The organism is Agrobacterium sp. 22-221-1 (genome assembly GCF_053522445.1).
The window spans coordinates 58,832-84,248 of sequence record NZ_JBNWCL010000018.1 but is presented as its reverse complement, the minus strand read 5'-3'; the positions used below and the strand labels follow the sequence as shown (position 1 = coordinate 84,248).

Here is a 25,417-nt window from a genome sequence, read left to right as displayed (position 1 = left end):
TGTTGTGCCACGGGGTGGAAGGCCAGGTTCGAGCTGCTGAATCAAATGGTGATCAGCCTGAACTTCATCGCCTGAACGGCGGCCGATGAAATAGTTGCGCATCCGAGCTTCAACCGGCCAGACTTGAGGTAGCTCCTTGCTGTATGCTCGGAAATACCGAGAATGAGTGCAATATCCTTGTGGTCTTTTCCGCGTGCCACCCACGACAGGCACTCCCGTTCACGGGCGCTGAGGCCCGGAACAGGGTCTTCTCCTCCATGAATCTCCGTGATCGCCTTCATATGAATCTGATATGCGATTTCGATCCAGTCCGACCGGTTACCTGCAACGAGTTTGTCCCAGCTTTTCGGATCGTGTGCCGCATTGACGGAGAAAATCGCGCGCCGGCCGACCCTGTCAGTAATGGGGATCGAATAACCGAACTCTCCGACGCCATGTTGCCAGGCGTCATCAAAGAACGCTGCAATTTCGGGCGTCATTTCGAATTCACGCCAGTCGAATGGAAGCTGCCGTAAAAAGCCCTGTTGCACAACAGGATCCACCTGGACATATCGCTTCAGGAAATACCGTGCGATCCATTCCGGACTGTAAGTTGACTGAACAAAGGGTGCATCAAGGTCGCTGATCACGGTTGCGGTCAAATGGTAGGTGACGAAATCTACGTTGTAAATTTCCTGAACAGAAAAAAGGGCCTCATAGACTGTGGGGGCATCTGTGATTGCCTCGATGGCTTCAGCGAGATTCGCAGATACTGTTTTCATGCGGGAACCCTTTCCGATGTGAGGGGGAGGTGTCACGGCGCAGAACGAGAAGCATCTCGCTCCCCACAGGCGCTCAGCGGACAACGTGCCGGCGTTTTTCGACCAACCCGCGTCTCATGTTCTTGCCGCTCACCTTTCGGTCGAAGCCGTGGCAGGCTTTTAGCGCGTCTCAACTTATTGTTCGGCTATCCGCGCAACTTTGGCGGAATGACCGGTTCCAGGCAACCTGTGTTGGTAGCCATCGTCTCCCCGTTGGCAAAGCCAAATTTAAAACATGTCACATTACGTCATATTTGGCGACTGCTACTTCTAGTAGTCGATTTCATAGCCAAATTGAGGGAAATTGATATATCGATGGTAGAGAAAATGGCTCAACGCAGGGAACAACCGCCTTGCGTTCAGGGGCTGCTGCCGACGCAAAGGGCATTTCATGAAAAAATTGATCCTGATCGGTTCGGTTGATGCGGACTTCTTTCTCCTCCTTTCACACATTCTGGAAGTTGAGGGTTATCAGGCTCGAATGGCCAGAGGCGTCGAGGAGATGTCCCATCTTACCGACGATCACCAGGTCAGGGCTGTACTGCTTGACTGCCGGCCTGATCCCTTTCCGGCGGTTGAGGTGTGTGCCAGGATCAAGGGGAATCATCGTACGGCGAGCGTTCCCGTCCTCGCAATCATTGGTGCGGGCGGCGAGGGGCAATATGTCGATATGCAGCGGGCCGGCGCAGAAGAGTGTTTCGTTCGGCCCTTTGCGCCGATCAAGCTGCTTGAATACCTGCGCAAGACCGCGCTCAGCCGGACCCTGCCTCGAGCGCGATCAGGTCAGCTATCCTACGGCGGCATCGAGATTGATTTCGAGCATCATCGCGTTTCAAGAAATGGTCTGAACATTCACCTGGGACCGCTGGAATTTTCTGTCTTGTCCTGCCTGATGGAGCGACCGACCGAGATTTGCCGGCGCGCAGAACTGATAACTGCAGTGTGGCCCGGCCTGCATCATGTCGAAGAGCGCACTCTGAACGTCCATATAGGCCGATTGCGAAAGAGACTGAACCGGAACGGCCAACCCGATCTTATCCGCACCGTCCGGGGAGTCGGCTACATTCTGGAATCCCCTTCGCCGGAAGCTCCAGCCGCTTTTGGAGACGATCGCAATGTCTAATCGGCTCGACAGGATCATACGCGGCGCTTGCGTGATAACGGGAGATGGCGCCACATTTCATGAAAACGCTTCCATCGGTATCGGCGAGGGCAGAATTGCGTTCGTCCAGCCAGGAAATATATCCGTCAATTCTGACGAGGTCGATGTCATCGACGCACACGGCCACACGGTTATCCCGGGCGTTATCAACGCGCATGCCCATGGCTGCGTTTGCGGACCATCCATGCCGAGCGGGTCGTCCCCTGTCGATGGGCAAGTGATTGTCTGGAACAGGAACAGACACCTCCTCGAGGGGACGACCACGTTATTGAATGTATGCGGTTTGGCGTTGTCTGATGAGGCGTTTGCGGGCGATGCACATCCGCTTGATGTCCATATCTCTACCGCTCACACCCCTTCCAATATCGAAGCGGCCCTGGCGATCGATGGCGCCGGTCTATCCGAACGGCATAGACATGCATCCGTCGACGAAGCTTTGTCGCAAGGAGCAAAAGCGCTTGGCGAGGTTGGCGGGGGCCAGACGCTGGGCGGCGGAGCGCAGGAGTACCGTTTCATCCCCGAGGCGATGAAACGGGTGACGGGACGGGAAGTGTCGCCTCTGGTTTCACGTCAGTTGCGAAATGCCGTGGTCGGCCGATACCTAAAAGTCGAGGATGGAGTTTCCGATCGCGAACTGCAGTCGATACTCAACGAATGCGGTCTGTCCGATGTCTGCAGTGCGCGAACCGTCCGTCAGGTCATTCTCGCGTCCGTAATGCCACCGGTCGATCTCGCGCTGAGAGGCTTTGAGGAAGTGGCGCAAGAAGCCGCGCGTGTCGGCTACCCGGCGATTTTTCACAATTCGGCGCCGTCGGTTGAACGCCTGATTGACGTCGCCGAAAAATACCCGAACGCAAACATTGTCGCAGGTCATTCGAACCACCCGATGTTTCTGCCGCATGAATCCGTATCGTTCGCGCGCGAGCTGCGAAAGCGTGGCGTCACCATCGATGTCTCAACGCTCGACAGCATTCAGACCCGCTGGCGGAATAATCCGGCGAATTTCGACGCCCTCATCGACGCCGGATGCGTTGATACAATCTCGACAGACTATGCCGGCGGACATTGGGACAGCATCCTTGTGGCAATCCAGCGCATTGTTCGCAAAAAGCAGATGTCACCGGCTGTAGCTGTCGCTTTGGCCACCGGCAACGTCGCACGCGCCTTTCCTAAACTGGCAGGTGATCGCGGTTTGATCGAGAAGGGCAGGCGCGCGGATCTCGTGATCGTCGATCATGTTAATCTGGGCCGCGTCCGCCACGTCATCATCCATGGCAAGGTTGTGGTCTGGAATGGAGCGATTGGTGGGAAGGGTTGGGGCGCTTCGGGGGCCGAGCGAGCGGCTCGATAATCACAGATCGGCCGAAATCTCTTGCAGGAACGGCAGAGGATCGCCGGATTTGAGATGATCAATCGCCCTGTCGAAAGCCTCCTCGCGCGCTGCAGTCATTTTCCCGCTGCAGACCTCATGAAACTTCTTCTCGAGTTCGTCCCAGAGCATCGGTCGGCCGACATCCCCACGCGGCGCGGCGGTGGTGGACGATATATCGCCTGAAGGCGTGGTCAACGTCACCCGCGCCAAGGTTTCTGCCGGAAATTTTTGATCGATCTGATCGTCGACCGTCAAGGTGACGGCAGCAGCAAGGGAGCAAATGTCCCCGTCTTCGAGAAGCTGCTCATCGATGGGCGCGAGCGCGGAGGCGCCGTGACGGACGGCCGCGGCCAGACAAAACGGCAAACTGTATTGCGCCTCGACGAGGGTTTTAGGCATGACCTTATTTTGCAGCCGCTGAGCCCATTGGAACGTGTGGACCTCAATTGACAGCACGTCCTTCGGCTCGAGTCTCCGGCTTTGCATGAGGTTCAGCGTTGCATCGATGGCCGGATGGATATAGCGACAGCAGGAATACGGCTTGAAATAGGTTCCCAATATTTCCCAGGTCAGACCAAGTCCGCTCCTGATACGCTCCCCCTTGAAATAGGATGCGTGATCGAGAATGTCTGCCGGACCCGTAAACCCCTCTTCGGCCAATTCGAGCGCGGTGAGGCCAGTAACGACGCTCCATGGGATACCCTCTTTCGCATGATTTCCTGTAAGCTTCGAATAGCCGGAACTTCCGTTTGCGGCCTGATTGGGGGCCCATACACCGTTAATCGCCAAGGCATTGGCGAGACGATCCCGGCCTGTGCGACGGATACTGCCGGCTGCAGCGACCGCGCCGTAGCCGGCCCATAAACCGCTTTGGCGACTTTTTATGTTTTCAGGGTTTTGTGCGGCGGCGATCCGGACGGCGATCTCGTAACCGGCGACGATCGCAGCGACGAGTTCGTCCGGGTCGATTGCACTGTCCGTATAGGCGGCCAGAACAGCGGGGATCACCGCAGCACCTGGATGTCCGCGCGCGGCACGATGACCATCATCGAAATCAAGGGCGCAGACAGAAGCCGAATTGGCAAAGGCGGCGCCGGTGGTCGATAACCGACGGTCCGAAAACCAGAGAGGTGCGTTTCCGGGACCAAAAATTCGGGTTGCAACCAATCTGGCGCTGGTCGACCCGGTGGCAAATTTGCCGGCGAGGGCGCAGGTCGCGGCGTCGAAGAGGCAGCAGAGCGCCTTGTTCCTGACCTCCACAGGCACGGCATCGAAAACACGGTCAGCAATGCATTCGGCGAGAAGCTTCGTCATATACATGGGAGCATCTCTCAGTGGGTCGCTTCTGCAACCGTCGCTTCGCCGGCGCTATCGTTTGTGATGCCCGACAAGGTCTCATAGACATGGGCGGCCACATAAAGGTCCAGCATAGGCAGACCGACACAGGTGATGTGGACAGGTTTTTCCTGTCCGATTTCCGAAGGATCCATGATCGCCGTGATTGGACGGATGCCCAGCACGGATCCCAATTGCTCCAGCGTCGTCCCCTTTCGCGAGAAGTGAAGCGCAAGGCTTTGCGAACCACGGCGCGACACCATCGCCACGTCGTCACACAGAACACGACCGCACCGCAGCGCCCGTTCCAGATGTGCGGGGGGTGTTTCATCCCCACCAAGATGAAGCACGGCAGCGTCGCCTATCTCACTAGCCTCGAAAACGGGAGCCTTCGCGTTTGATGCAGTAATCACAAAATCGCATCGACCGAGATCGAGGTTGTCTCGAACAGGCATGATATCGAAGGTTACCGTCTCTCCCAGCGATCTCGCGAGCCGTATGGCTGAGTCAACTGTCCGGCTACGGACAAGGACCTCGCGAACCCTCTCCCCATGGCATCGATCAAGCGCCAGTATAATTTTCTCGGCAATTGGTCCTGCGCCGAACAGGAAGACAGACACATCCCGACGGGGCGCTAGCAATCGCTCAAGAACAAGCGTCGCATAACTCGCCGTCCGGGCGGCGGATATGTCGGTTCCATCGAGCAGGCAAAGAGGAAGAAGGGTGAATTTGTCCATGAGGACAATCGTGGACCGTGACCGTGGAAGACCGAGCTGGCGATTGAGGGCGTTTGCGCCAACGATTTTCACTGCCCCGTAGCGGCTGTTGACGCTTGAAAGGCAGGATAACTTCCATCCAAGGCGCTCCTCCAGCGAACCTGCATCCTTGATCAAGGGATGCCTGTCGATCTCCCCGGGCGTGATGGAAAGCACCGATTTCGTGCCGTAAGCGGAACCGCGGGCAATGTCGTCCCATGCTTTGCCGGCGACCTCATGGACGATCTTTCCATCAAGCAGAGCCCCGTCCCTGGCGATCTCTGTCGCGGAGTAACACGGTATGTCTGACAGGCTTGGACTGATAATTCCTCCACTCATGCGTGCCCCTCCTCGAACATCGAGCGAGACGATTTCAGCAGGAATTGGCGGGAAATAAAGCCAAGATTAGCTATCTTTTATGCAACATTATTCATTCCGGTTATATAGGACTGTCCCCATATTGAGGCGCGCCTCCTGATACGCGGATCGTATCCAGCAGAAACCGCAAGTCGTCTTTCAACTCAAGCTGTTTGAGGAACTGCAGCATTTCCAGTCTTCCGTTTCCGTGCAAACGCCCCGCAGACAGGCGCAAAAACTTCTCCTCCAGAAACGAAGGCGCAAGCGGATTGGCAGCATCGCCCTTTGCAACCTCGACAGTGGCCTCCACGACGCGGCCGTCGAGCAGGTGAAGACGAACCCTTGCCGCGTGGTGGTGATGTGATCGATCCGTGGATCTCAGAGGAAAGAGCCGGATTTTTGCCGTCAGCTTGCGCACTGTTTGATCCAGGAAACGCGAAGGCGCAAACCATTCCGGACCAGCGGCGTGTCCGAGCACGCCCATGGCGATTGCAAAAGGTGCGCTGAACTGGGCCGCCCAGATATCACGAGGTTCGGGATCATTGAACGGGGCACGGCAGACGATCTCGGAAGCGAAGACCTCGATCTCCCTGACGTCATGACCGGTCCCGTCAACAGCCCCGATGGCGAACGCCTCAACAGCAGCTTCGACGCTGCTTTGGATGATCCTGCAGCAGCTGAACGCCTTGAAGCCGACGTCTCGTATTTCGTAGCGCATATCGGGACCGATGTTCAGCCGCGACAGGTCGACGCCGTCCGCCCCCGCCATGCGCCAGAAACCGCTTTCCCCTTCGAAAACGTCAAGCGGCCCCTCAAATCCGGCGCGAGCAAGAAAGGCTGCGTTGACGCCGCCCATTGCTGCGGTCGCAAAATTGTTCTTCGCCATTGTCGGTGTGGCCCCGTAAACGGTCTTCATGACCGACGCAACAGGAGCATTGACAGCCGCGATCGCCAGGGCATGGGCCGTTTGCTGATGATCGAGTTTCAGCAGTTTCGCCGATGCGGCGGCCGCGCCGAATATTTGCCAGGTGCCATGGCCATGGACTGTCTTGCGCGGCGTGTTGTGGACGAGCGACATACCGATGCGGCATCCCACCTCATACCCGGCGACGATTGCAGCAATCAGGTCGCGCCCTGTGGAGCGCGAGCGGTTGGCAAGCGCGAGTGCGGCAGCAACCACTGTTGCCCCGGGATGCCCCTTCCAGTAGATGTCATCAAGGTCAAGGGCGTTGGCCAAAGTCGCGTAATGAAATGCCTGCCAGGCGGGATCCTGACAGGGCGCTTCGGCGGACCCTCCGGCGATATCCGCCGACAGCCGTTCCAGACCCGGAGCGACCGGGGATTGATGACCGCCGAAAAAGCATCCGACGGAGTCCATCAGGCAGAGCTTTGCTTTCTCTACCACGTCCGATGGAAGGTTCTCAAAACTCGCATTCACGATGTACCCGGCGAGGGTCTGCGTTGCGGGGGTAGTCATGGGACCCTCTCGACTATCAAAAGGAGGCAGGGAGATCTGTCTTGTTGCAGCAAGTCGAACATAGCCCATCGCAGGCAACATGTTCGACTGCCAAATGTTGAGCTGTTGGCCCCGGCGTTTCAGCGAGACCTACCCGGGAGGCTGCGTTCGGAAACTGCTGACGATGGCGCGCCATCGGAATAAGCCGGCGCACATCATGTATTCGCTGGCTGTCCAGCCGTACCGCCGCAATGCCCGTTCCGTCCGAAGCGCGGGCGATGACTTGCCCCCAGGGATCGCAAACCAATGAGTTGCCGAAACACTGTCGGGTCTCGCCACCGGCGGCAAGGTAACTGCCCCACTGGCCGCACGCGGCGAAATAGACCTGGAACTCGATGGCGCGGGCCCTGCACAGGACCTCCCAATGATCCTTTCCGGTCTGCATCGTGAAGGCAGCCGGCAGAATGACAAGATCGACCTTGTTCTCCGCAAGTTGATCAAAGAGGCGGGAGAACCGGAGATCGTAGCAGATAGCGGCTCCGATCCGGAAGCCGCCAGCCTCGTAGACGAGCAGGTCGTGCCCCGACGCGACTGTGGCGGACTCCCGATAGGCTTTGCCGTCCGGAGCCACGATGTCGAAAAGATGAATTTTGCGGTAGCGGCCGACCTCCCTGCCGTCGGGGTCGAACACAACGGTGGTGTTGTATATTCGTTCTTCCCCGGGGACGCGCTCGAGCATGCTGCCGGCGTGGAGCCATAATCCGTGCCGGCAAGCAAATTCCTGTGCCATCCGGTAAGCCGCACCACCCGGCATGTAGTCTGCCGCCGCGAGCTTTTCCGCGGCAGTACCGCCCGACCAGTCGAAATGTTCCGGCAGGACGATCAGATCCGGCACCTCCTCCTTGACGGCCTTGAGCATCAGAGCCTGCGCCTGACGCAGATTTGCCCGGCGGTCGGGCTGCGAGTTCATTTGAATGAGCGATATTTTCATTGGGATTGCCCCTCATCATACGCGAAGATTGAATGGCCTGCCGCAACATGGGCACGCAGCCGGGCGGACCGTTCTTGACGCTTCAGCGCAGCCTCACCCAGGCTGTGCATCCGTGAACGGTCTGCGACGAAGATCCCGGAGTTGTCGGCGAGCACCGCGAAACCGGGAAGGACCGCCGTACCTGCGCAGGCGACGGGAACATTGATGGATCCACCAATCCGGAATGTCCGGTTCGTGGTTTTTGCCGAGACTCCGCGGCACCAGACCGGCAGGCCCGATGCGACAATTTCCTCAACGTCAGTGCACGGGCCGTCCACTATAATGGCAGTGGCACCGCGCGCCTTTGCCGCTGTCGCGACACCGCCGCCGACACAAGCGATGTCGTCCCCGTCGATCCTCGCGATGACGAGAACGTCTCCCGGCTGGAGAAGGTCGATCGCCTTGTAGATCACAACGCCGTCGCGGCCCGGAGCCGCGACGGTAAGGGCTTGTCCGATGACCTTTGCGGAGCAGACCGGGCGGAGACTCGTGCTGAGAAAGCCGAGATGTTCGGTATGTCCGATTGTTGCCGTCTCAACATCCTGCAGCAGGGCGCAGAGATCCGTGGGGAGAGGAGGCCCTCCCTTTTTTGTCCGATACTGTTCCATGGATTGAGGTCTTCTTGCTGGCGTCTGAAATGATCAGACCGGGCGTTCGCCGACGGTCGTGGTCCGGTGCATGATCCGAATCGTGTTGAGATCGAAGGAATCCCGACGATGCATGGTGCAGCGATTATCCCACATCATGATGTCGCCTTTCGTCCATTTCTGAACAAAAACCTCTTTCGTATCCGTCGTGTGGCGCCACAGGCGCTTCAGCAGATCGTCGCTTTCATCAAGTGGCATACCGACAATCCAGGCGCCCTCCGCCGTTCCTCCAAGATAAAGCGCCTTGCGCCCGGTTTCGGCCAGGGTCCGCACCAGCGGGTGGACGATACCGCTCCACTCGCGGAAATCGCTGGTCCTCGGCTCCTCCTTGCCGAGCCGCAGCTTGCCGGTCTTGTCGTAGACATTCTGGAAGAATATCTGCCGGCCGTCGATTTCCTTTCGCACGTCGTCCGGCAACGTGTCGTAGGCCTGATAGGTGGAGAGAAAATAGGTGTCACCGCCTTCAGCCGGCACCTCCACCGCCCGCAAAATGGCGCCGGCTGGCGGACGTTCGTAGAACCATGTGTCCGTGTGCCAGGTCGCCTCGCTGTTGCCCATGGCGCCGGACGGCTTGCCATCCTTCATGGTGTTGGCGATCACCAGGATTTCCTTGTGCGTGGGGTGTCCACCTTCCTGCAATTGCTTGGGGTGGATCACGAACTCCCCGAAATGACGGGAAAAGTCGACCTGCTGCTGGTCCGTGATATTGGCACGCCGGAAGCGAAGCACGCCATAGTGGAGCCAGTATTTGCGAACCTCTGCAATGTCCTGTTCATCATAGTCGTTGAAGTCGAAGCCAACGATATCCGCACAAACGTTGCTTCCGTCCTGGACCGCTGAAATTTTTCGAGTATTGAGCATATGTCTGTTCCTTCCTTGGATATTTCGTCTCTGCAAGGGAAGAGTAACGCGACCGATCACCCTGTCTCCAATATCAATTTGAGTTCATTGATATGGAAATGCGATCAATTCTAGCCTTCGAGAAGCTGCACGGCGTTGGGATCAATGGACAGAAAGACCGATTGCCCAACGCGCAAGTCAGGCAGTCGCGTCGACCGCACAAGCGACTTGAGCACGGTCCTGTTTGACAGGGTGACAAAGCATTCCCGGTAAGCGCCGAGATTGACGATCCGTGTCAGGGTTCCGCCGATCCTGTTGACCGGGGAGGGCAGGTCCTCTCCCGCAAGCGTGAGACGGACGGCCTCGGGGCGCAGGCAACAGTAGCGGATGGAACCTGGATTTTTCGACGACGCGGTCGTCAGCGCAAGTCCGTCTTCGAGAACGACAATCGTCGATTCCCTTTCCGGTCTCATGGACGCGACCGGCAGAAGATTCGACTTTCCGATAAAATCTGCAACGAAACGCGATCGGGGATTATCATAGATATCATCGGGCTTGCCTTGCTGGGCCACGAGACCTCCATGCATGACCACGATGCGGTCGGACATGGCCATCGCTTCGTCCTGGTCGTGGGTGACATAGATGAAGGTCATGCCGAGTTCTTCCTGTATCTCCTTGAGCTCGATACGCATCGCCTCCCGCAGTTTGAGGTCGAGGTTGGACAGAGGTTCATCGAGAAGAAGCAGGGACGGTTTCGGCGCGATCGCCCGGGCAAGCGCCGTCCGTTGCTGTTGGCCGCCGGACAGTTCTTTCGGATACCGCTCTTCAAAACCCTCAAGATGCACCCGTCTGAGTGTTGATTGCACCTCGGTCTCGGTTTTCGTGCGCGAAACTCCCTTCATCTTGAGGCCGAAGGCGACATTTTCGGCGACCGTCATGTGAGGGAACAGCGCATAGTTCTGGAAAACCAGCCCGATCCCGCGCTTCTCCGGGGGAACGCCCAACTGGCTGCGTCCCCTGATTCTGATGTCTCCACCGGAAGGATCGGAAAAGCCAGCGATCATGTTCAGGGTGGTTGTCTTGCCGCACCCGGACGGCCCCAGAATGCTGACGAATTCTCCTGCCGGAATGGAAAGATCGATATTGTCGACGACCCGATTGGCTCCATAGCTCTTGGAAACCGCGATCAGTTCTATGTCGATTGTGCTCATTTGCTTCCACCATGTATCTGTGTCGAAAAACCGCCGATCCGCTCGAACAGGAAAACGGCTGCGAGAATGAATAGGAGGGAGGCGACGTTGACCGCCGCCAACACCGGGTCGAGGCTGTATTCAAGGTGATTGATGACGGTGATGGGCAGTGTCGTTTCGCCAGGCCGGACGAGGAAGACCGACAAGGGGATGTTGTTGAAGGAGAGAATGAAGGCGAAGGTCATTCCTGAAAACAGGCCGGGTTTGATCAGGGGCAGGAGGATGTAGCGGATCCTTTGCAACCTGTTTGCGCCAAGAACACGGGCGGCAAGATCAAGCCTTTTGTCGACATTGAACATTGCTCCTGCGATCATCCTCACGACGAATGGCAGGGTGAGGATGACGTGGGCCATGATCAGGCCCGGCGTGCCAAGGAGAGTGTAAAACCCGGTCGACGACAGGAACAAAACGATCGCCACCCCCTTGACGATTTGCGGCACGGAGAGGGGGGATAACAGGAAGGACATGATTGCGGCATGGCCCGGGCACTTCTCGTAGGCGACGGCAAAAGCTGCCAGAAGCCCGAACAGCCCGCTGAGAACCGTGACAATCAACGCCAGTTCGACGCTCAGCAAAAACGGGTCAATCCAGCGACTGGACATGAGGGCGCCGTACCATTTTGTCGTCCAGAGCGATGGCGTAAAAACAATCCTCGCCGTCGGACTGACGGAGGCCACAAGCACGACCAACAGCGGGAGCGTGATGAATGCGAGGATAAGTCCAAGCGAGGTCCTGAACGTCACCGATAAAAAACTGTTCACGACGGTCTCCTACAGATGCAGTTTGTTGTGGAGGCGCGCCTCAATGCGCGAGCCGATGAAGACGGCAACGAGCATTGCCACGAGCAACACATTCGCCATCACGGCGGCAAACGGCCAGTCGATGTAAAAAAGCACCTGCTCGTAGACCATTGTTGCCAGCACCTTGAAGCCCGCACCGCCAAGCAGCGCTGGTGTCGCATAGGCGCTGGCCGCCATTGTGAAAGCGATGAGCAGGGAGCTGACGATCCCGGGAACGGAAAGTGGTAGAACAATGTGGCGCAGCACGGCTGGACGGGAAGCCCCCAGGACTTGTGCAGCCTTTTCAAGATTGGGATTGATGCCTTGCAGGCTCGTCATCAGGGAAAGAACCCCGAAAGGCAGAACAACATGCGTCAGGCCAGCGACGACGCCGAACATGCTTCTCGACAATGGCAGCGGTTCGGAGATCAATCCCGCCCACAGCAGCATCGAGTTTACAAAACCCCGGTCCTCGAGGATCACGAGCCAGCCATAGGTGCGCAGGACCACACCGGCGAGTTCCGGTGCGATTGCAAGTGCGAACACAACCATGCGCCATCGTGACGTCGAACGAGCCAGATAATAAGCAAGCGGATACGCCATGACGGTCACGCAAATGGCGACGAGGCCCGACATCAGCATCGTGCGCCCCAGACCCGCCATCATCAGATCATCAGTAAAGAACCGCTGATAGTTGGCGATGGTCCACGCCTGGTCGTCGCTTCCGTGGAAACTCATTCCAATCATCATGCCCATTGGCAGAGCGAAGAAGAGCAAAAGGACCGTTGAAGGCGGCACCAGCGAGGCATAGGGCCTGAGTGTAAATCTCCGATGGCGTTTGGGTTCAAATGGTGACTGGAGTTCGATTGTTGTCATGGTCGCCCCCTTTATCGCGCTGCCGCGATCACTTCACGCTCCCACCGCGCACCCCATTCGGGCAACTTGGCTGCGAGACCTGAAAGATCGGGAAGAAGAAGTGTCTTCAGATCGGCTTCGGTGGTGATTTGACGTGCGCGGACGGCATCGGGGACTTCAATATCGGTGCGGGCGCTGCCGACGTTATAGCCGGTCACCCATGCTTCCTGACTGGATTTTTCGAGAAAGAAATTGACGAACCTGTACGCCATGTCCTTGTTGCGAGCGCCAATCGGCACATTCAAGGTCGCAACGAGCGGGATGGTGCCTTCCTTCGGTCTCACGTAGTCAACCGGCAGACCGCTATCGACGAGGAGTTGTGCACGTCCGTTCCAGAACGGCATGGCCCAGACCTCGCCCTCCTTCAAATAGTTTTCCATGATCGAAGAGGACTGCTCGAAGCCCATCGATTGCCTGGCGAGTCTGCCCATGGCTTCGAAACCTGGGTCAACGTTGTCCATGAGATCGCCACCATTCGTGACGGACATGATCTGCATGAGATATGCCGCCATGATATTCTGAAATGTGGGAAGGATCACCCTGCCCTTCAGTTCCTCGTCAAACAACGCGGACCAGGAAACCGGCGCCGTTGCGAGTTTGTCCTTGCGCCAAAGAAGAGAAAGATACTGGACTTCGTGGACGGCTCCGCAGGCGCCGGCGATGCCGCTGATGTCCGGGTTTAGTTCCGCGATGTTCGGTACGGTTTCCGGCGAAAATTTTTCGAGAAGGTTATCCCGGCATCCATCGAGCGATTGTGACGCAGTCATGACGACGACGTCAAAGCCTGGCCTGCCGCGTGTCGCCTTGATTTTCGCGTAGTCCTGCGATGCGGATCCGACCGCGTCATAAATAACCTTCACATTGAACTCTTTTTCAAAGGGCTCAATGATCCGACTGCGGATAATATCTTCGTACGGTCCGCCGTAGCTGTTGACGATCAACTGCTCGGCGGTCGCCTTGGCGGCCATAGTCATTGTTACACTTAATGTAACAAGCAGGATTTTCCATTTCATCGTTCACCCTCACGTTTGTCTGATTGATTGACGCTCCGGAAAGACTTTGCGAAAGAAATGCGTTCAAACTCCAATATTAGTTTTCAATTATTGATCGGATTTCACGAATAATAAAACTCCCGATATCATTGGAGTGGAGCAGGCGATCAACATCGCCGCGCCTGCCGTCTGCGGACGGAAGATCGGTGTCCCCAGGGAGAGACGGCCCGGATTTTGAGACTGTGGGCAACAGGAGAGAAAAGACAGGCGAGGCCTTGCGAAGATCGCAAAACACGCCGAACCAAAAACGGTACCGGACCTCATCACCTTGAGTACGTGCTTCTATGGCGCACCATGCCGCAATTGTCGCGGCCTGCAGGCCATAAAGATCGCGCAGCACCTCAAAGGCGACAGCAGCATGTATTCCGTCGCAAACATCGACGGGTGCAAAGGGCAGGGATGGCAATGCAGCAGATTGTTCCGACATGACGACTCTCCATTGAGAGTCCGGCCGAGTTTGGAAGTCGTTTGTGGCCGGACAATGCCTTGGCGACCTTCGCCGTCCGGATGCACATCGACTGTCATGTCGGTTGCAAGAATAGATCAATCTGCCGGTAGGGTGAAGCCAATTTTCGTCAACTGGTGCACCTGTGATCGATTATTGAAGCGAGGAGACGATCCCACCCGTCGGGATGCGTTTCAAATGCATATTGGACGTATTTTTACTTTAAATTGGACGGAAGATAGTTTAATGATAGACGGATGATAGATCGACTACGAACCAATCGAACACTTATCGAGCGCAAAGCGTATTCCCTAGTTGAAACATCGCTATCGGATACGCGCGTCGTTCTTGTCGCCGGCCCGAGACAGGCGGGGAAAACGACACTTGCGCGGCAATTTGAAGGCCCTGACCGGGCCTATCTCACTTTGGACGACGCGGGTACGCTGCAGGCTGCAAGGGCCGATCCCGTAGGTTTCATAAGAGGTGTCGACCGCGTTGTGATTGACGAGGTGCAGCGGGCTCCGGAACTGATGTTGGCGATCAAGGAAAGTGTTGATCGTGACGAAACACCAGGACGTTTCTTACTGACGGGTTCTGCAAATCTAACGGCCATCCCATCGATAGCCGACTCCCTGGCGGGTAGGATGGCAGTCATTCCGCTGCTACCTTTAGCGCAGGCGGAGATTCAATCTGCACCGGGCCGCCTTCTGGATCGGCTGTTTGCGGGAGAGGCGCCGGTTGTAGAGACGGCCGCCACCATTGGAATGGATCTGATCGACATCGTTTTAAGAGGCGGATACCCTGAGGCAATACGCAGATCGATACCGGGTCGACGGACTGCCTGGCTTGAGGACTATGTTGCGCTCATTCTGGACCGTGACGTGCGAGACATCGCCAATATTGATCAACTCGATCGGATGCCACGTCTTCTGAACATATTGGCCGAGCACGCCGGACAACTGGTCAATCATTCCAGCTTTGGTTCGGCTCTCGGGCTATCGAGTGTCACAACACAGAAATACGTTGCGATCCTTGAACGCTTGTTCCTGATAAAGACATTACCTCCGTGGTCTAACAATCGACTTAGCCGTTTAATCAAGACGCCGAAGCTACACTTCATTGACACGGGATTGCTGGCCAGCATGCGAGAAGACGAAGCCGAGCGGCTACGGCAGGATCGCTTACGCTTTGGCGCTCTGTTGGAGAGTTTTGTTGTGTCGGAGTTGATGAAATTGGCGTCGTGGAGCGAGCGGCGCGTTTCATTCTCTCACTACAGGACGAAGGATCAGGATGAAGTCGATGTCGTTATCGAAGATCGGCGTGGTCGTATTATCGGAATCGAGGTTAAGGCATCGGCGACGGTGAGGGCGCAAGATTTCCGCGGATTGCGCCAACTGCAGGAGGCTGTTGGTGACCGCTTCGTCAGGGGGCTGGTGTTGCACGATCATGATCGCGTGACGCCATTTGGTGAAAAATTGCAGGCAGCTCCTACGTCGGTTTTATGGACGATGTAGATCGCATAATCTATCTTATGGAACTTGGCTTTTCGCTAATTGAATGCCAACTATTATTTCTAGGCGGCCCGTATCGATGCGAGACCTCTTTCGAAGTCCTTTTTCAAGTCGCTCAAGTCCTCGATGTTGGTTTCCGCGCAGAACTGAGCCGGTGGGGATGCGGATAAAAACTTGGACTGATTTAGACGTTATGGCCGAGACTTCTGCGATACTCGATGGGGCTGAGCGACCCCAATGATATTTTGATGCGCTTCTCATTGTACCATCGGATGTAGCCATCAACCTCGCGGACAAATTGCTCGATTGTGATGGTCTTCCAGTCTCGTGGATAGAAGAGTTCCGTTTTCAACCGTCCAAAGAAGCCTTCGCACGCGGCGTTATCTTGGGAACAGCCCTTGCGGGACATCGAGCGAACCAATTTCGCATCGTTAATCCGAGAGAGCCAGCCGGGCCAACGATAATGCGCTCCGCGATCGGAATGGACAATTGTCCCGCCTTCGCCGTCGGTGACAGTTTCAATGGCGGCGTCCAGCATCGTGTTAACCAGGCCCGCATCAGGTTGCGTTCCAATCGACCAGCTGATCACCATCCCGTCGAAGCAATCTATGATGGGCGAGAGATACACTTTGCCGGCTGGGATCTGGAATTCGGTAATGTCCGTGTGTCAATCGGCATCGTAACGGGGGTCTGACGCATATGTGGAACGGCCCGGTTAGCAAGGTTTTTGTTGCATGAATCTCCATTGGACGGTGCGGTCATATGTCCGGCCTGTTAGCGCGGTCATCGACCGCTGGCCACGATGATTTCCGCGATGCCGATCGCCTAATCAATTTCTCGCGCTCAAAAGCGCACTGCGTCAGACGGTCTGATCGGCGTCGAGGTATCGTCCCTCAAGTTCATCCTGCTTTGGCACCTTGCCATTTTATCCCAACGCTATGGCGCTGGGAATTTCGTCTCTAAGCGGTCACCAATGACGTCGGTGGTTGATAGGTTCCGCCCTTGACGAGCAGCGCCCAAATGGTGCGCGCCATCTTGTTCGCAAGCGCTACTGCAGCGACCTTGTAGGGACGACGCGCAATCAGGGAGATCACCCAGGCAGGCAACTTCACACCTCGGCGCACCTGTTTAAGAATTGAAGTCGCCCCGACAATCAATAGAGTTCGCAACTGCTTATTGCCCTGCTTTGATATCTTGCCGAGCCTCTCCTTTCCTCCGCTGGAATTCGCCCTTGGTGTGATGCCTATCCAAGCCGCCAAATCTCGTCCTGTTCGAAAGGCCGCGGGATCTTGGACGGCGGTCCGGACGGTTGCAGCAATGATTGGCCCGACGCCAGGAATGGTCGTCAGTCGACGAGCCGCCTCATCGGCTTTCACAGCTGCGGCAATCTTGGTATCGAGCGCCTCAACCCTGGCCGTCAGCTTTTCTATTTGTTCGGCCATTTCCAGAAGGGCAGCCCTGGCCGAGTTCGGTAGACGTTCGTCTCGATCATCGCGCAAAACGGCAATGAGCTTGGCTATGCTCGTCATTCCAGTAGCAGCAATAATCCCAAGCTCAGCCATGTGGGCACGCATGGCGTTTGCAGTCTGGCTTCGCTGACGCACGAATAACTCTCTGGTCTTCAAGACCATGCTTGCGGCCTGCTTCTCAGGTGTTTTGATAGGCACAAAGCGCATTGTAGGGCGCGTGACCGCCTCGCAGATTACCTCCGCATCAGCCGCGTCGGTCTTGTTCCGCTTGACGTAGGGCTTCACATAGGCTGGCGGCATTAACCGCACCGTATGGCCGAATTCGCCGATCGCGTTGGCCCAGTAGTGGGCACTTCCGCAAGCCTCGATACCGACGAGGCACGGTTCGATCTGACGAAAGAACTCCAACACCTGTGAGCGTCGCAAGGCACGTCGAACGACGACATGTCCGTCTTCGACGATGGCGTGGACCTGGAAGACCGACTTGGCCAAATCCAGTCCGATTGTGATAATCTTCTTCACGGAGCGGTTCCTTCTCTCTTGTGGCGATTGGCGTCACCACGATAAGCATCCTTGATGCCGGTGCGAAGGGCCGTTCCACACCATCAATTTCGATGATGTTAGGGCGCTCCGACGATACGCGCTTCAAGCAGGTCGAGTTTCCCACGCTCGTACATTTGCCGTTTGATAAGTTTAAGCTTGGTGATCTGTCCCTCGGTCTGCCCGTTCGACCAAATCGAAGTGATTGCGTTCTGAACCGCGGCTCTGTCGCGGATCACCCCGCTGGCAAACGACGCGACCAAGCTCTGCGTCGCGCGGTTGATCCAGGTCTCTAGGTCATCCGAGGATTTATGGCGCAACATAGCGTGGAAATTTTCGACAACATCCCTGGCCTCGACGAGGTCGGGTAGCCGCTCCTCGATTGCAGCCACAGTGACCGTTTGAGCCTTGGTCAAATTGTTGCGCTCCAGGGTCATCAGACGAACGATGGTACGTGCGGCGGGCGCGTGGCCAAGCCCGTTCTCGGCCTTTTCAGCACGCCTTCGCCGTGTTGCCCATTCCGTGACAACACGGAGACCGCCACCAAACCCGGCAAGCCGTAGCTGCCGCCATAGTTCAGCGCCATTTCGTAGACCGGCATCCCATTGCGCTTCAAGCCAGGGCAGATGCGGCTCGAGCGAAGTTTGCCGGACCCGGAAGATATCGGTCCGCTGACCACGAACAACACTCCGGACAAGCTTTCTGCTGTGTCCGGTTCTTCGCACGATTTCCTTGATGGAGATGCCTTCGCTGACGAACCCGCGGATAACAGCATTTGCCTCTTCACGCCGTAGGTATCCCTCGTATTGCAAACGCTCGGCGGCAGTTAGGAGCTTTGGATTGATGGTTGCGGTGCCAATCGCCAGACGGACCTGCCGCATCGACTTGCGCACTGCATCGAGGAAGGCGTGGCTTGCATTCTCCATCAAATGCCAGCGGTCCGCGACTTGATCGGCGTGCGGCAAGGCTTGTGCGACGATCTCAATCTGGGGCTGCTGGACCAGCCAGGCCTTCGCAGTCGCCGGTTCCCGATCGGCCAACAATGCGATCGTCTTTCTGCGTTCAAGATCGCAAATGATCGTGCCGTATCGATGATTTCGACGCCACGCCCAGTCATCTATGCCGATGACTTTCGGTGGCGTTGGTGGTGGCCGATCATATCGGCGAACGGTTCGCAGCAGCGTGTCATTGCTAACCGGAAACCCGAGACGATCTGCAAAACGCGCCGCCGGACGACCACCCAACGCGAGAGCAAGATGGCGAACCAGGCAGTCCAGACGCGCTGTCCGGCGAGCCATCGGACGGACCACGTCATCACCGAACCTCTCGGCGAAAATCTTTCGGCGGCAATGGTCGGCACGACAGTGAATAGCCCCGAGTTTCGTAGACACCCTCGGGTTAGATTTTCTGCTGCTTCTCGAACTCGACGGGCGACAGCATCCCGTTCCTGACGTGTTTGCGTTTCGGGTTGTAGAACATTTCGATGTAGTCGAACACGTCCTGGCGTGCTTCATCGCGTGAACGGTAAACCCTGCGACGTATCCTCTCTCGTTTCAGAAGATTGAAGAAGCTCTCGGCCACCGCATTGTCATGGCAGTTGCCGCGTCGGCTCATCGAGTGAACCAGATTGTGGTGCCTGAGGAACGAGGCCCAGTCCATGCTGGTAAACTGCGAGCCCTGATCCGAGTGGATCAGCACCTTGTCTTTCGGTTTGTGTCGCCACACCGCCATGAGCAGAGCCCGCAATACGACGTCCGTGGTCTGTCGGCTCTGCACCGCCCAGCCGATGACCCGGCGAGAATAGAGGTCGATGACAACCGCAAGGTAAGCGAAACCTTCGCAGGTTCGAATGTAAGTGATGTCCGTGACCCAGGCCTTGTCCGGAGCTGCTACGTCGAATTGCCGGTCGAGCTTATTATCGACGACGACAGACGGTCTGCCGCCATAGATGCCGGGACGGCGTTTGTAGCCGATCTGCGCCTTTATCCCGGCGAGACGCGTCAGGCGCGCGACCCGGTTCGGGCAGCACATCTCTCCCTGATCGAGAAGGTCGTCGTGCAGCTTGCGATAACCGTAGACCTTGCCGCTCTCTTCCCATGCCTTCAGGAGCAGATCGGTCTGTCGCTTGTCCTCATTGGCTCGCCTGCTCAGCGGGTTCTTCAGCCAGGTGTAAAATCCACTCGGGTGAACCCGCAGAAGGCGGCACATCGTCCGCACCGAAAACTGCAAGCGATGCAAAGCAATGAACGCGTACTTCACTTTGCATCCCTGGCGAAATACGCGGCCGCTTTTTTTAGGATATCGCGTTCCTCAGTGACGCGAGCCAGTTCCTTCTTCAGCCGCCTGATCTCCTCGGCCTCGTCGTTGCCCTTGGAGTCCGACCCAGCAAACTTCTTCTTCCATTCATACAGCGAATGCTGGCTGACGCCGAGACGCTGCGAAACCTCAGCCACCGGATAGCCCCGCTCCGTGATCTGCCGCACCGCGTCACGCTTAAACTCTTCGCTGAAATTCGATTTGCCCATGATGCTCTTCTTGCCTCAAAATTAGGAAAGAAGGCGTCTACAAATCTCGGGGCTATTCAGAGAGTAAGGTCTCGATGGAATGAAAGTGACCTGAGACCCTTGTTCCCTGATGCATTGGTCCGCATTAAACTGCGCAGGATGAATTGACGCGCTGGAGTGGCCCCGGCATGAACCTCGCTGTTGTGGTGATGACAATTCTTGGATGTGCCGACGGCGGGATAAACTGCCGCTATATCGCCACCGTCGACCATCGATGGGAGACTGTGCTGGCGTGCAACGATGTCTCAGAAAGTCGTTTGCTTGATTATCGTGACAAGCCCTACCCGGTTATCGTCGCGGTCTGCCAGAAGCCTGAGATCAAGTCCATATGGCTTTCATCAGGTCCTGGAAACGGCCTCCGTCGACGAACGTCGGAAACAGCTGCTATATCGTTCGGACGTTATTGTTGATGCTCCTTATAGATGCATGGCCTCCATCCAATCTGCGACATGAAGAACGCGACGGATGCGGGGCGTTTCCAAGTTTCCGCTTCCCACTGGTCTGGCGCAAGACTGCGTAGCGGCGATCTCGATGAGATCATCCTGATTGCCGCGCTATACGCATGACATCCCATGCAATCGTGGACCTTGCGCTTGCCATCACCAAGCAGGTGCTTGACCCAACGACGATCAATGACGCAGTCGTACGGCTCTTACGCACGACTGGAGTTGGTAACGACGACGCGATTGAATTGGCTACCCGTCCCTGTCCACCGCTTCCCAATCGGCCGGGGCCTCAAAAAGGAAAGAACTAATGTTAGCAGTCAGGCCGTCCAATCTGTCCAACGTTCGCCGAGACCAAAATCTAGCCATCTCAAATATGACGTAGCGCGGTTATTCGAGCGTGCCGCTGCCGCCATTGGAAACACCGATCCCGATCCCTCGTTGTTCTATCAGCTGCTGCTGTTTCCGATGAAATTCGGTCTGTCGGCGTTCAATCCGCGTGAGTTGATGGCCCGCATCCTGGCAGATCGGAAGCTCGAAGCTGTCATCCGAGTAACGGCGTTCAGACAAACACCCGCCGAATTCGGCAACGGGAAGCTCAACGCCGATCTAGGCGTTGGGTGTGTTCAAGCAGCAACTGGCGCGAGGAAAGCCGGAAGCAGGCGGACTGTGATCGATCGTTGCCTTCAGGTCGGATAGCCGTAGTTTGCCGTTCGATCAACATTCTCGTGACGATAATCCGGTTCTCGAGGCATGAACATTTGGTTACAAAATTCTCATTGCCCCTAAAGAATACCTCTTTCATACTCAATAGGGTAGGATCAAGGGAAAGTGATATCATGACCACAACTAATATCGTAGTTTTATTGATATTCGCTGTCTGCATTTATGTTATGTACAGAATCTGTTCCTATCCCTATAAGACAGATGAAGCTTCCTCTTGTTCCGCCGCTGCTTCGCTGAAGCCGCCATCTACGGAGGGGCGAGAAGAAGAAAAGCGCTCGGATCGAAGCGTCGTTAGTGATACTTTCGATGGCAAAATTACCAAGGACTGAATCGCGCCGAATTTTCCGGAGGCCATTTCGTTTAAGTTATGCGGCCATGGCTGGCGCGTCCAGCATGGCGTAGTATCGTTCCTCGGCCTCTGCTGGCGGAATGTTTCCGATGGGTCCCAGAAAACGCCGGTTGTTGAACCAATCGACCCATTCGAGTGTGGCGAACTCCACGGCTTCGAAGTTGCGCCATGGTCCGCGCCGATGGATGACTGATGGCCTTGTAAAGACCGTCAGTTTTCAGCGTATGCGATCGTTGATCGGAGCGCATCCATCGTGCTCGGGCAGGCTGCTTTAATCAAGTTCAGCGCTGAACATCGCTCAGTTGAAATTGGCTACGTCCTCTTTCTCCCCTCACTGCAGCGGACGCGAGAAGGAAAAGAAGCCTTATTTCTGCTGATGCGTCATGTGTTTGAAACCATGAAACTTCGCCGCTGCGAATGGCGCTGTGATAGCCGGAATATCAAGTCGGAACGTGCAGCTCTACGCTTGGGATTCAGGCTGGAAGGCCGCTTTCAGCATGGCTTGCCGATGAGAATTTCGGTCCGGATGGGGCTGCTAAAAGAAGCTTGGAAGAGATCAGGATTTCGCAGAAAGCCTGACTGTCCGTTAGCAATACCGCGAACTGTATTCGCGCCAAGGGTCGTGTCGCAGATATCGGTCACAAAAGTTCGCCACAAGTGGGCGACTTTTGCGGCCCGAGAGTGTCTGCAAGGGCAGGAAAAATGAATGTGATGATGCCGAAATCCTAAAACAGATTGCATGAACGGGGGCATCCATACATGCGCCGACAAGAACACCGTGCGTCGCGACGGACAGCACCACCGGCGCAACCAGTAACAGACTTCGCTTGTAGGGTGAGAACCAGTTGCGATGTCTGACCGTCAGACTCATGAAACCCGCATAAAACACTATGTATGCCGCGTCTGCGATGCTGAAATAGATAGTGTTGAGAAATCTTGCGGCTTGTTTTCGATCACCGATACCAGAAATTGCCCCAGAATGAGCAGGAGAACAAAGCCACCATGTCGGATATGGCGACCGTAGCGCGACCGGCTGCGCCAGCGTATGGCAAGAACGGCAGCAAGTACGTTTCCGGGCCAGAAAAAGACGACGCCAGCAGAATTCGACAAGCGAAGGGAAAGATAATTCACGAGGATACAGATGATAAAATAAAGAAATAGTTTTATGGCGGCCCCCAATTTACGCCTCCCTATTCAAACCTGACAAATGTCGGCGAGTATTTCCGGAATATCATTAAAACATAGTATGATTTAACTTTTTCTAATATTCCGCCGGCCATCACAGACGGTGATTTCTGGCGGTTGACGTCGATCCGTGGACCTGCCTTTATGACGGTTTGGCGACGGCGGGGTATCAACCCCGGTCTTCATTCCTGTTGAGGGGACAGCGGAAAGGCGGTGTGCGCTTTGTCAAACTTAACCCGGAGAAAACTCTATGAGCTTGTCTGGTCGAGGCCACTGAAACAGATTGCCAAAGACTATGGTTTCAACGCCATTCGACTGGCCAAAGCCTGCGATGACTACGAGATCGCGCGCCCACCTCCGGGATATTGGCAGAAGCTGGAATACGGCAAGTCTGTCGCCAGACCTCCGCTATCCGTAAGCACATTTGGGCCTGATGATGTTGCGAACCTGGGCATCCGCGGATCGGTGGAGAAATAGCGCGCCGCCGAACCGATAAACCTGCCGCCAAACACAGTGCCTGGATTATAAAAAGATGCTGACATGACGAATGATTCAGCGTGCACGCGAGCCAACCCAATGGTCGAGCGAAAGCCGTCCGAGGGCGGCTCAGTTCGGTGAATCCTCAATGTTCACCGTCCGTTCGATCTTAGCGTACGATTTTGAACCGCTCTTGTTCTGCCCCATTAAGGCCTGCAGAGTGTATCAGTTTTTCCGTATGCCGTGTGCCAGCCCGAGGGGCTCACGCCGAAACCGGCCCGGTGCCGCGTGGAGACCGACAGTCCTGTAGTTTTGATTTGATTTTACGTGAAGTTAATTCACATATCTGCGGGCAGCGCGGGCTCGTGACCCTTAAGCTTTTCGCCAATGTGGCCGGCAAGGCGCATGGCCAGCGCCACGGCGGGCAAGGTGGGATTGGCGTGCCCGCCCGTCGGGAATACGCAACTCCCGGCGACATAAAGATTGGAGATGCCATGGACCTTGCAGTTGCTGTCGATCACTCCCTGATCGGCTGTCGCGGCCATCCGGGTCAGGCCGATTTGATGGAAACCGTCATAGGCCTGATCACGAAGAGCCTGCCGCCGCTCCGAAGGGGGGTGCAGAAAGTCGAGCTTTCCCAGTCTATTCTCCCGCAGCCACTGGTCGAGAAAAACGTGGGATTTTTCGATTGACTCCAGATCTTTCTCGCTGACCCGATAGTCTATCGCAACAGCGGCGAACCGATCCTCCGCTCCGGAGGGGCGTGGCAGCACGGTGCTGGCGTAATCAGGGATCTGCTCGGCGTGATAACGCAGAAGATAACGCCGCGCAGGATTGACAAGAGGTGTTCTACGGTCGCGGTGGCGGAGGAGTTGGCTGATGGTGCGTTGAAAATCGCGAAAGGCCGACAATGTGAGAACGAGATTACGGAAATGCTCGCGATAACGAAACCCCGTGCGCAGGCAGGATCCTGCGGCCTTGCCTTTGGCCAGCAGACCATAAAGCCCCGTCAACTGCAGCGCGAGAAACAGGGCGGAAAGACCGGCAGAATGGTGGAGTGCGTTCGATATGGAGATCGTATCGAGCCAGAAGACCGAATTGAGCAGACCCAGACGTTGCTGAACATCATCGGAAAGCTGGAACCTCCGACGATAAATCCCCCCGGAAGGCGCTCTTTGAAAAGAAAGCTCTTCCACGGTGGCGTCCTTTTCAAGCTCCACCACGGCAATATAACCGGTAAGATGCCCCTGATAATAGTGCCCGAGCATCGGAGAAATACGGTCGGGCTGTTTCCTTCGCAACTCGTGAAGCAAACGGACATTGCCCACGCCGCCGCAGGCGAGCACAAGGGTCCTTACCGGAACACGCATGTCTCCATGCCCGTTGCTGAGCCAAACATCTGTAATCGCCCCCGTTGCGTCGACCTCGATTGCCTTTGCGGATGTGTCTGAAAGAAAATGTATGAACCGCGATTTTTCAATTCGTTCCCGGCATGTCACGCCAAGGTCCGGCTGGCTGCTCCACCACTCGATTGCCTCCAAGTGCACGTCTCCGGCCGGCGAAGCAGCGTCGCCCGGCGGCAGAGTGGAAGGCGTGACGTTCAGGAAGCGCAGGGCATCGGCATAATAACGGCTGACACTCTCGTGCCTGATCGGCCATCCCGAATTGGGAACATGCGCACGCTCCAGAAAATCAATGTCATCGAACGGTACGCAACGCCCACCCCAAAGCGACGATGTTCCTCCAAGCCCTCCCGCCGTCGAAGAGTCCAGAGGTGCATGATGATGGTTTGTGACGCTGGCAAACCGTCCATCAAGGCCGTGACGGCCCGCCTCCACCAGCAGAACGTTTACGCCCTGCCCTTCCAGGGCAAAGGCCAGGGCGAGCCCGACCGGCCCTGCCCCAACTATACAAACCTGAAACAATATCGAAGATGCGCTCGGATTGTATTCGACCAT

The 25,417-nt window shown here is 56.4% G+C and carries 22 protein-coding genes and 2 pseudogenes; 6 read left to right on the top strand and 18 right to left on the bottom strand.

Annotated features, from left to right (window positions below; genetic code table 11):
* Window positions 1-41: 41 nt before the first annotated feature.
* Window positions 42-761 (bottom strand): helix-turn-helix transcriptional regulator, encoded by a 720-nt coding sequence (locus ACQZ5N_RS21750; RefSeq protein ID WP_448734090.1) that lies wholly within the window; start codon window positions 759-761, stop codon window positions 42-44.
* A 430-nt stretch (window positions 762-1,191) separates the two neighbouring features.
* Between ACQZ5N_RS21750 and ACQZ5N_RS21745 the strand changes: the two genes are divergently transcribed.
* Together ACQZ5N_RS21745 and ACQZ5N_RS21740 are read left to right on the top strand one after the other, a co-directional pair.
* Window positions 1,192-1,923 (top strand): response regulator transcription factor, encoded by a 732-nt coding sequence (locus tag ACQZ5N_RS21745; RefSeq protein WP_448734089.1) that lies wholly within the window; start codon window positions 1,192-1,194, stop codon window positions 1,921-1,923.
* The gene (locus tag ACQZ5N_RS21740; protein ID WP_448734088.1) at window positions 1,916-3,313 is read left to right on the top strand and encodes an amidohydrolase family protein; all 1,398 of its coding nucleotides are present in this window, start codon (window positions 1,916-1,918) and stop codon (window positions 3,311-3,313) included. Before ACQZ5N_RS21745 ends, ACQZ5N_RS21740 begins: the two co-directional genes overlap by 8 nt.
* Here the strand turns inward: ACQZ5N_RS21740 and ACQZ5N_RS21735 are convergent, their stop codons facing one another.
* The 11 genes from ACQZ5N_RS21735 to ACQZ5N_RS21685 all read right to left on the bottom strand — a co-directional run bounded on the left by ACQZ5N_RS21735 (window position 3,314) and on the right by ACQZ5N_RS21685 (window position 14,177).
* Entirely contained in the window at window positions 3,314-4,654 is a 1,341-nt protein-coding gene (locus tag ACQZ5N_RS21735; RefSeq protein WP_448734087.1) for an MmgE/PrpD family protein, read from the bottom strand.
* Window positions 4,655-4,665: 11 nt separating this feature from the next.
* A complete protein-coding gene (locus ACQZ5N_RS21730; protein WP_448734086.1) occupies window positions 4,666-5,763 on the bottom strand; it encodes an ornithine cyclodeaminase in 1,098 nt (365 codons plus the stop codon).
* 100 nt (window positions 5,764-5,863) lie between these two features.
* Window positions 5,864-7,258, bottom strand: a complete 1,395-nt coding sequence (locus tag ACQZ5N_RS21725; RefSeq protein ID WP_448734085.1) for an MmgE/PrpD family protein — start codon at window positions 7,256-7,258, stop codon at window positions 5,864-5,866.
* Window positions 7,259-7,274: 16 nt separating this feature from the next.
* On the bottom strand, window positions 7,275-8,228 hold the full coding sequence (locus ACQZ5N_RS21720) for a carbon-nitrogen hydrolase family protein (RefSeq protein WP_448734084.1): 954 nt from the start codon (window positions 8,226-8,228) through the stop codon (window positions 7,275-7,277).
* Complete coding sequence (locus tag ACQZ5N_RS21715) at window positions 8,225-8,875, bottom strand: RraA family protein (RefSeq protein WP_448734083.1); 651 nt, start codon at window positions 8,873-8,875, stop codon at window positions 8,225-8,227. The genes ACQZ5N_RS21720 and ACQZ5N_RS21715 overlap by 4 nt, the downstream gene beginning before the upstream one ends.
* A 33-nt stretch (window positions 8,876-8,908) precedes the next feature.
* Window positions 8,909-9,775, bottom strand: coding sequence for a TauD/TfdA dioxygenase family protein (locus tag ACQZ5N_RS21710; RefSeq protein WP_448734104.1), 867 nt, complete (start codon window positions 9,773-9,775; stop codon window positions 8,909-8,911).
* A 110-nt stretch (window positions 9,776-9,885) separates the two neighbouring features.
* Complete coding sequence (locus ACQZ5N_RS21705) at window positions 9,886-10,965, bottom strand: ABC transporter ATP-binding protein (RefSeq protein ID WP_448734082.1); 1,080 nt, start codon at window positions 10,963-10,965, stop codon at window positions 9,886-9,888.
* Window positions 10,962-11,765 carry an ABC transporter permease gene (locus tag ACQZ5N_RS21700; RefSeq protein WP_448734081.1) on the bottom strand — a complete coding sequence of 268 codons (804 nt, stop codon included), beginning with the start codon at window positions 11,763-11,765 and terminating at the stop codon, window positions 10,962-10,964. Before ACQZ5N_RS21700 ends, ACQZ5N_RS21705 begins: the two co-directional genes overlap by 4 nt.
* 9 nt (window positions 11,766-11,774) lie before the next feature.
* Window positions 11,775-12,659, bottom strand: a complete 885-nt coding sequence (locus tag ACQZ5N_RS21695; RefSeq protein ID WP_448734080.1) for an ABC transporter permease — start codon at window positions 12,657-12,659, stop codon at window positions 11,775-11,777.
* A gap of 11 nt (window positions 12,660-12,670) precedes the next feature.
* Complete coding sequence (locus ACQZ5N_RS21690; protein WP_448734079.1) at window positions 12,671-13,711, bottom strand: ABC transporter substrate-binding protein; 1,041 nt, start codon at window positions 13,709-13,711, stop codon at window positions 12,671-12,673.
* A 76-nt stretch (window positions 13,712-13,787) separates the two neighbouring features.
* Window positions 13,788-14,177 carry a hypothetical protein gene (locus tag ACQZ5N_RS21685; protein ID WP_448734078.1) on the bottom strand — a complete coding sequence of 130 codons (390 nt, stop codon included), beginning with the start codon at window positions 14,175-14,177 and terminating at the stop codon, window positions 13,788-13,790.
* 275 nt (window positions 14,178-14,452) lie between these two features.
* On the opposite strand from ACQZ5N_RS21685, the gene ACQZ5N_RS21680 reads away from it, so the two are divergent.
* Window positions 14,453-15,709 (top strand): ATP-binding protein, encoded by a 1,257-nt coding sequence (locus tag ACQZ5N_RS21680; protein WP_448734077.1) that lies wholly within the window; start codon window positions 14,453-14,455, stop codon window positions 15,707-15,709.
* A 181-nt stretch (window positions 15,710-15,890) separates the two neighbouring features.
* On the opposite strand, the pseudogene ACQZ5N_RS21675 reads toward ACQZ5N_RS21680, so the two are convergent.
* The 4 genes and pseudogenes from ACQZ5N_RS21675 to ACQZ5N_RS21660 all read right to left on the bottom strand — a co-directional run.
* A pseudogene (locus ACQZ5N_RS21675) lies at window positions 15,891-16,370 on the bottom strand (IS3 family transposase); the annotation flags it as partial.
* Window positions 16,371-16,665: 295 nt separating this feature from the next.
* The gene (locus ACQZ5N_RS21670; RefSeq protein WP_448734076.1) at window positions 16,666-17,697 is read right to left on the bottom strand and encodes an IS110 family RNA-guided transposase; all 1,032 of its coding nucleotides are present in this window, start codon (window positions 17,695-17,697) and stop codon (window positions 16,666-16,668) included.
* 98 nt (window positions 17,698-17,795) lie between these two features.
* Window positions 17,796-19,229, bottom strand: a complete 1,434-nt coding sequence (locus tag ACQZ5N_RS21665; RefSeq protein ID WP_448734075.1) for an ISL3 family transposase — start codon at window positions 19,227-19,229, stop codon at window positions 17,796-17,798.
* Window positions 19,114-20,240, bottom strand: a protein-coding gene (locus tag ACQZ5N_RS21660) for an IS3 family transposase (protein WP_448734074.1) whose coding sequence is annotated in 2 segments (ribosomal slippage) — window positions 19,114-20,012 and window positions 20,012-20,240 — 1,128 coding nt in all. Because the reading frame shifts where the segments join, the coding sequence is not laid out codon by codon here. Before ACQZ5N_RS21660 ends, ACQZ5N_RS21665 begins: the two co-directional genes overlap by 116 nt.
* 167 nt (window positions 20,241-20,407) lie before the next feature.
* Here ACQZ5N_RS21660 and ACQZ5N_RS21655 point away from each other — a divergent pair.
* Together ACQZ5N_RS21655 and ACQZ5N_RS21650 are read left to right on the top strand one after the other, a co-directional pair.
* Window positions 20,408-20,689, top strand: a complete 282-nt coding sequence (locus tag ACQZ5N_RS21655; protein ID WP_448734073.1) for a hypothetical protein — start codon at window positions 20,408-20,410, stop codon at window positions 20,687-20,689.
* Between the two features lie 474 nt (window positions 20,690-21,163).
* Window positions 21,164-21,421: a hypothetical protein gene (locus ACQZ5N_RS21650; RefSeq protein ID WP_448734072.1), complete on the top strand. Its 258-nt coding sequence runs from the start codon at window positions 21,164-21,166 to the stop codon at window positions 21,419-21,421.
* A gap of 392 nt (window positions 21,422-21,813) precedes the next feature.
* On the opposite strand, the pseudogene ACQZ5N_RS21645 reads toward ACQZ5N_RS21650, so the two are convergent.
* Window positions 21,814-22,009, bottom strand: a pseudogene (locus ACQZ5N_RS21645) (IS3 family transposase); the annotation flags it as partial.
* A gap of 41 nt (window positions 22,010-22,050) precedes the next feature.
* On the opposite strand from ACQZ5N_RS21645, the gene ACQZ5N_RS21640 reads away from it, so the two are divergent.
* Complete coding sequence (locus ACQZ5N_RS21640; protein ID WP_448734071.1) at window positions 22,051-22,503, top strand: GNAT family N-acetyltransferase; 453 nt, start codon at window positions 22,051-22,053, stop codon at window positions 22,501-22,503.
* Window positions 22,504-23,797: 1,294 nt separating this feature from the next.
* Here ACQZ5N_RS21640 and ACQZ5N_RS21635 read toward each other — a convergent pair.
* A complete protein-coding gene (locus ACQZ5N_RS21635; RefSeq protein ID WP_448734070.1) occupies window positions 23,798-25,417 on the bottom strand; it encodes a GMC oxidoreductase in 1,620 nt (539 codons plus the stop codon).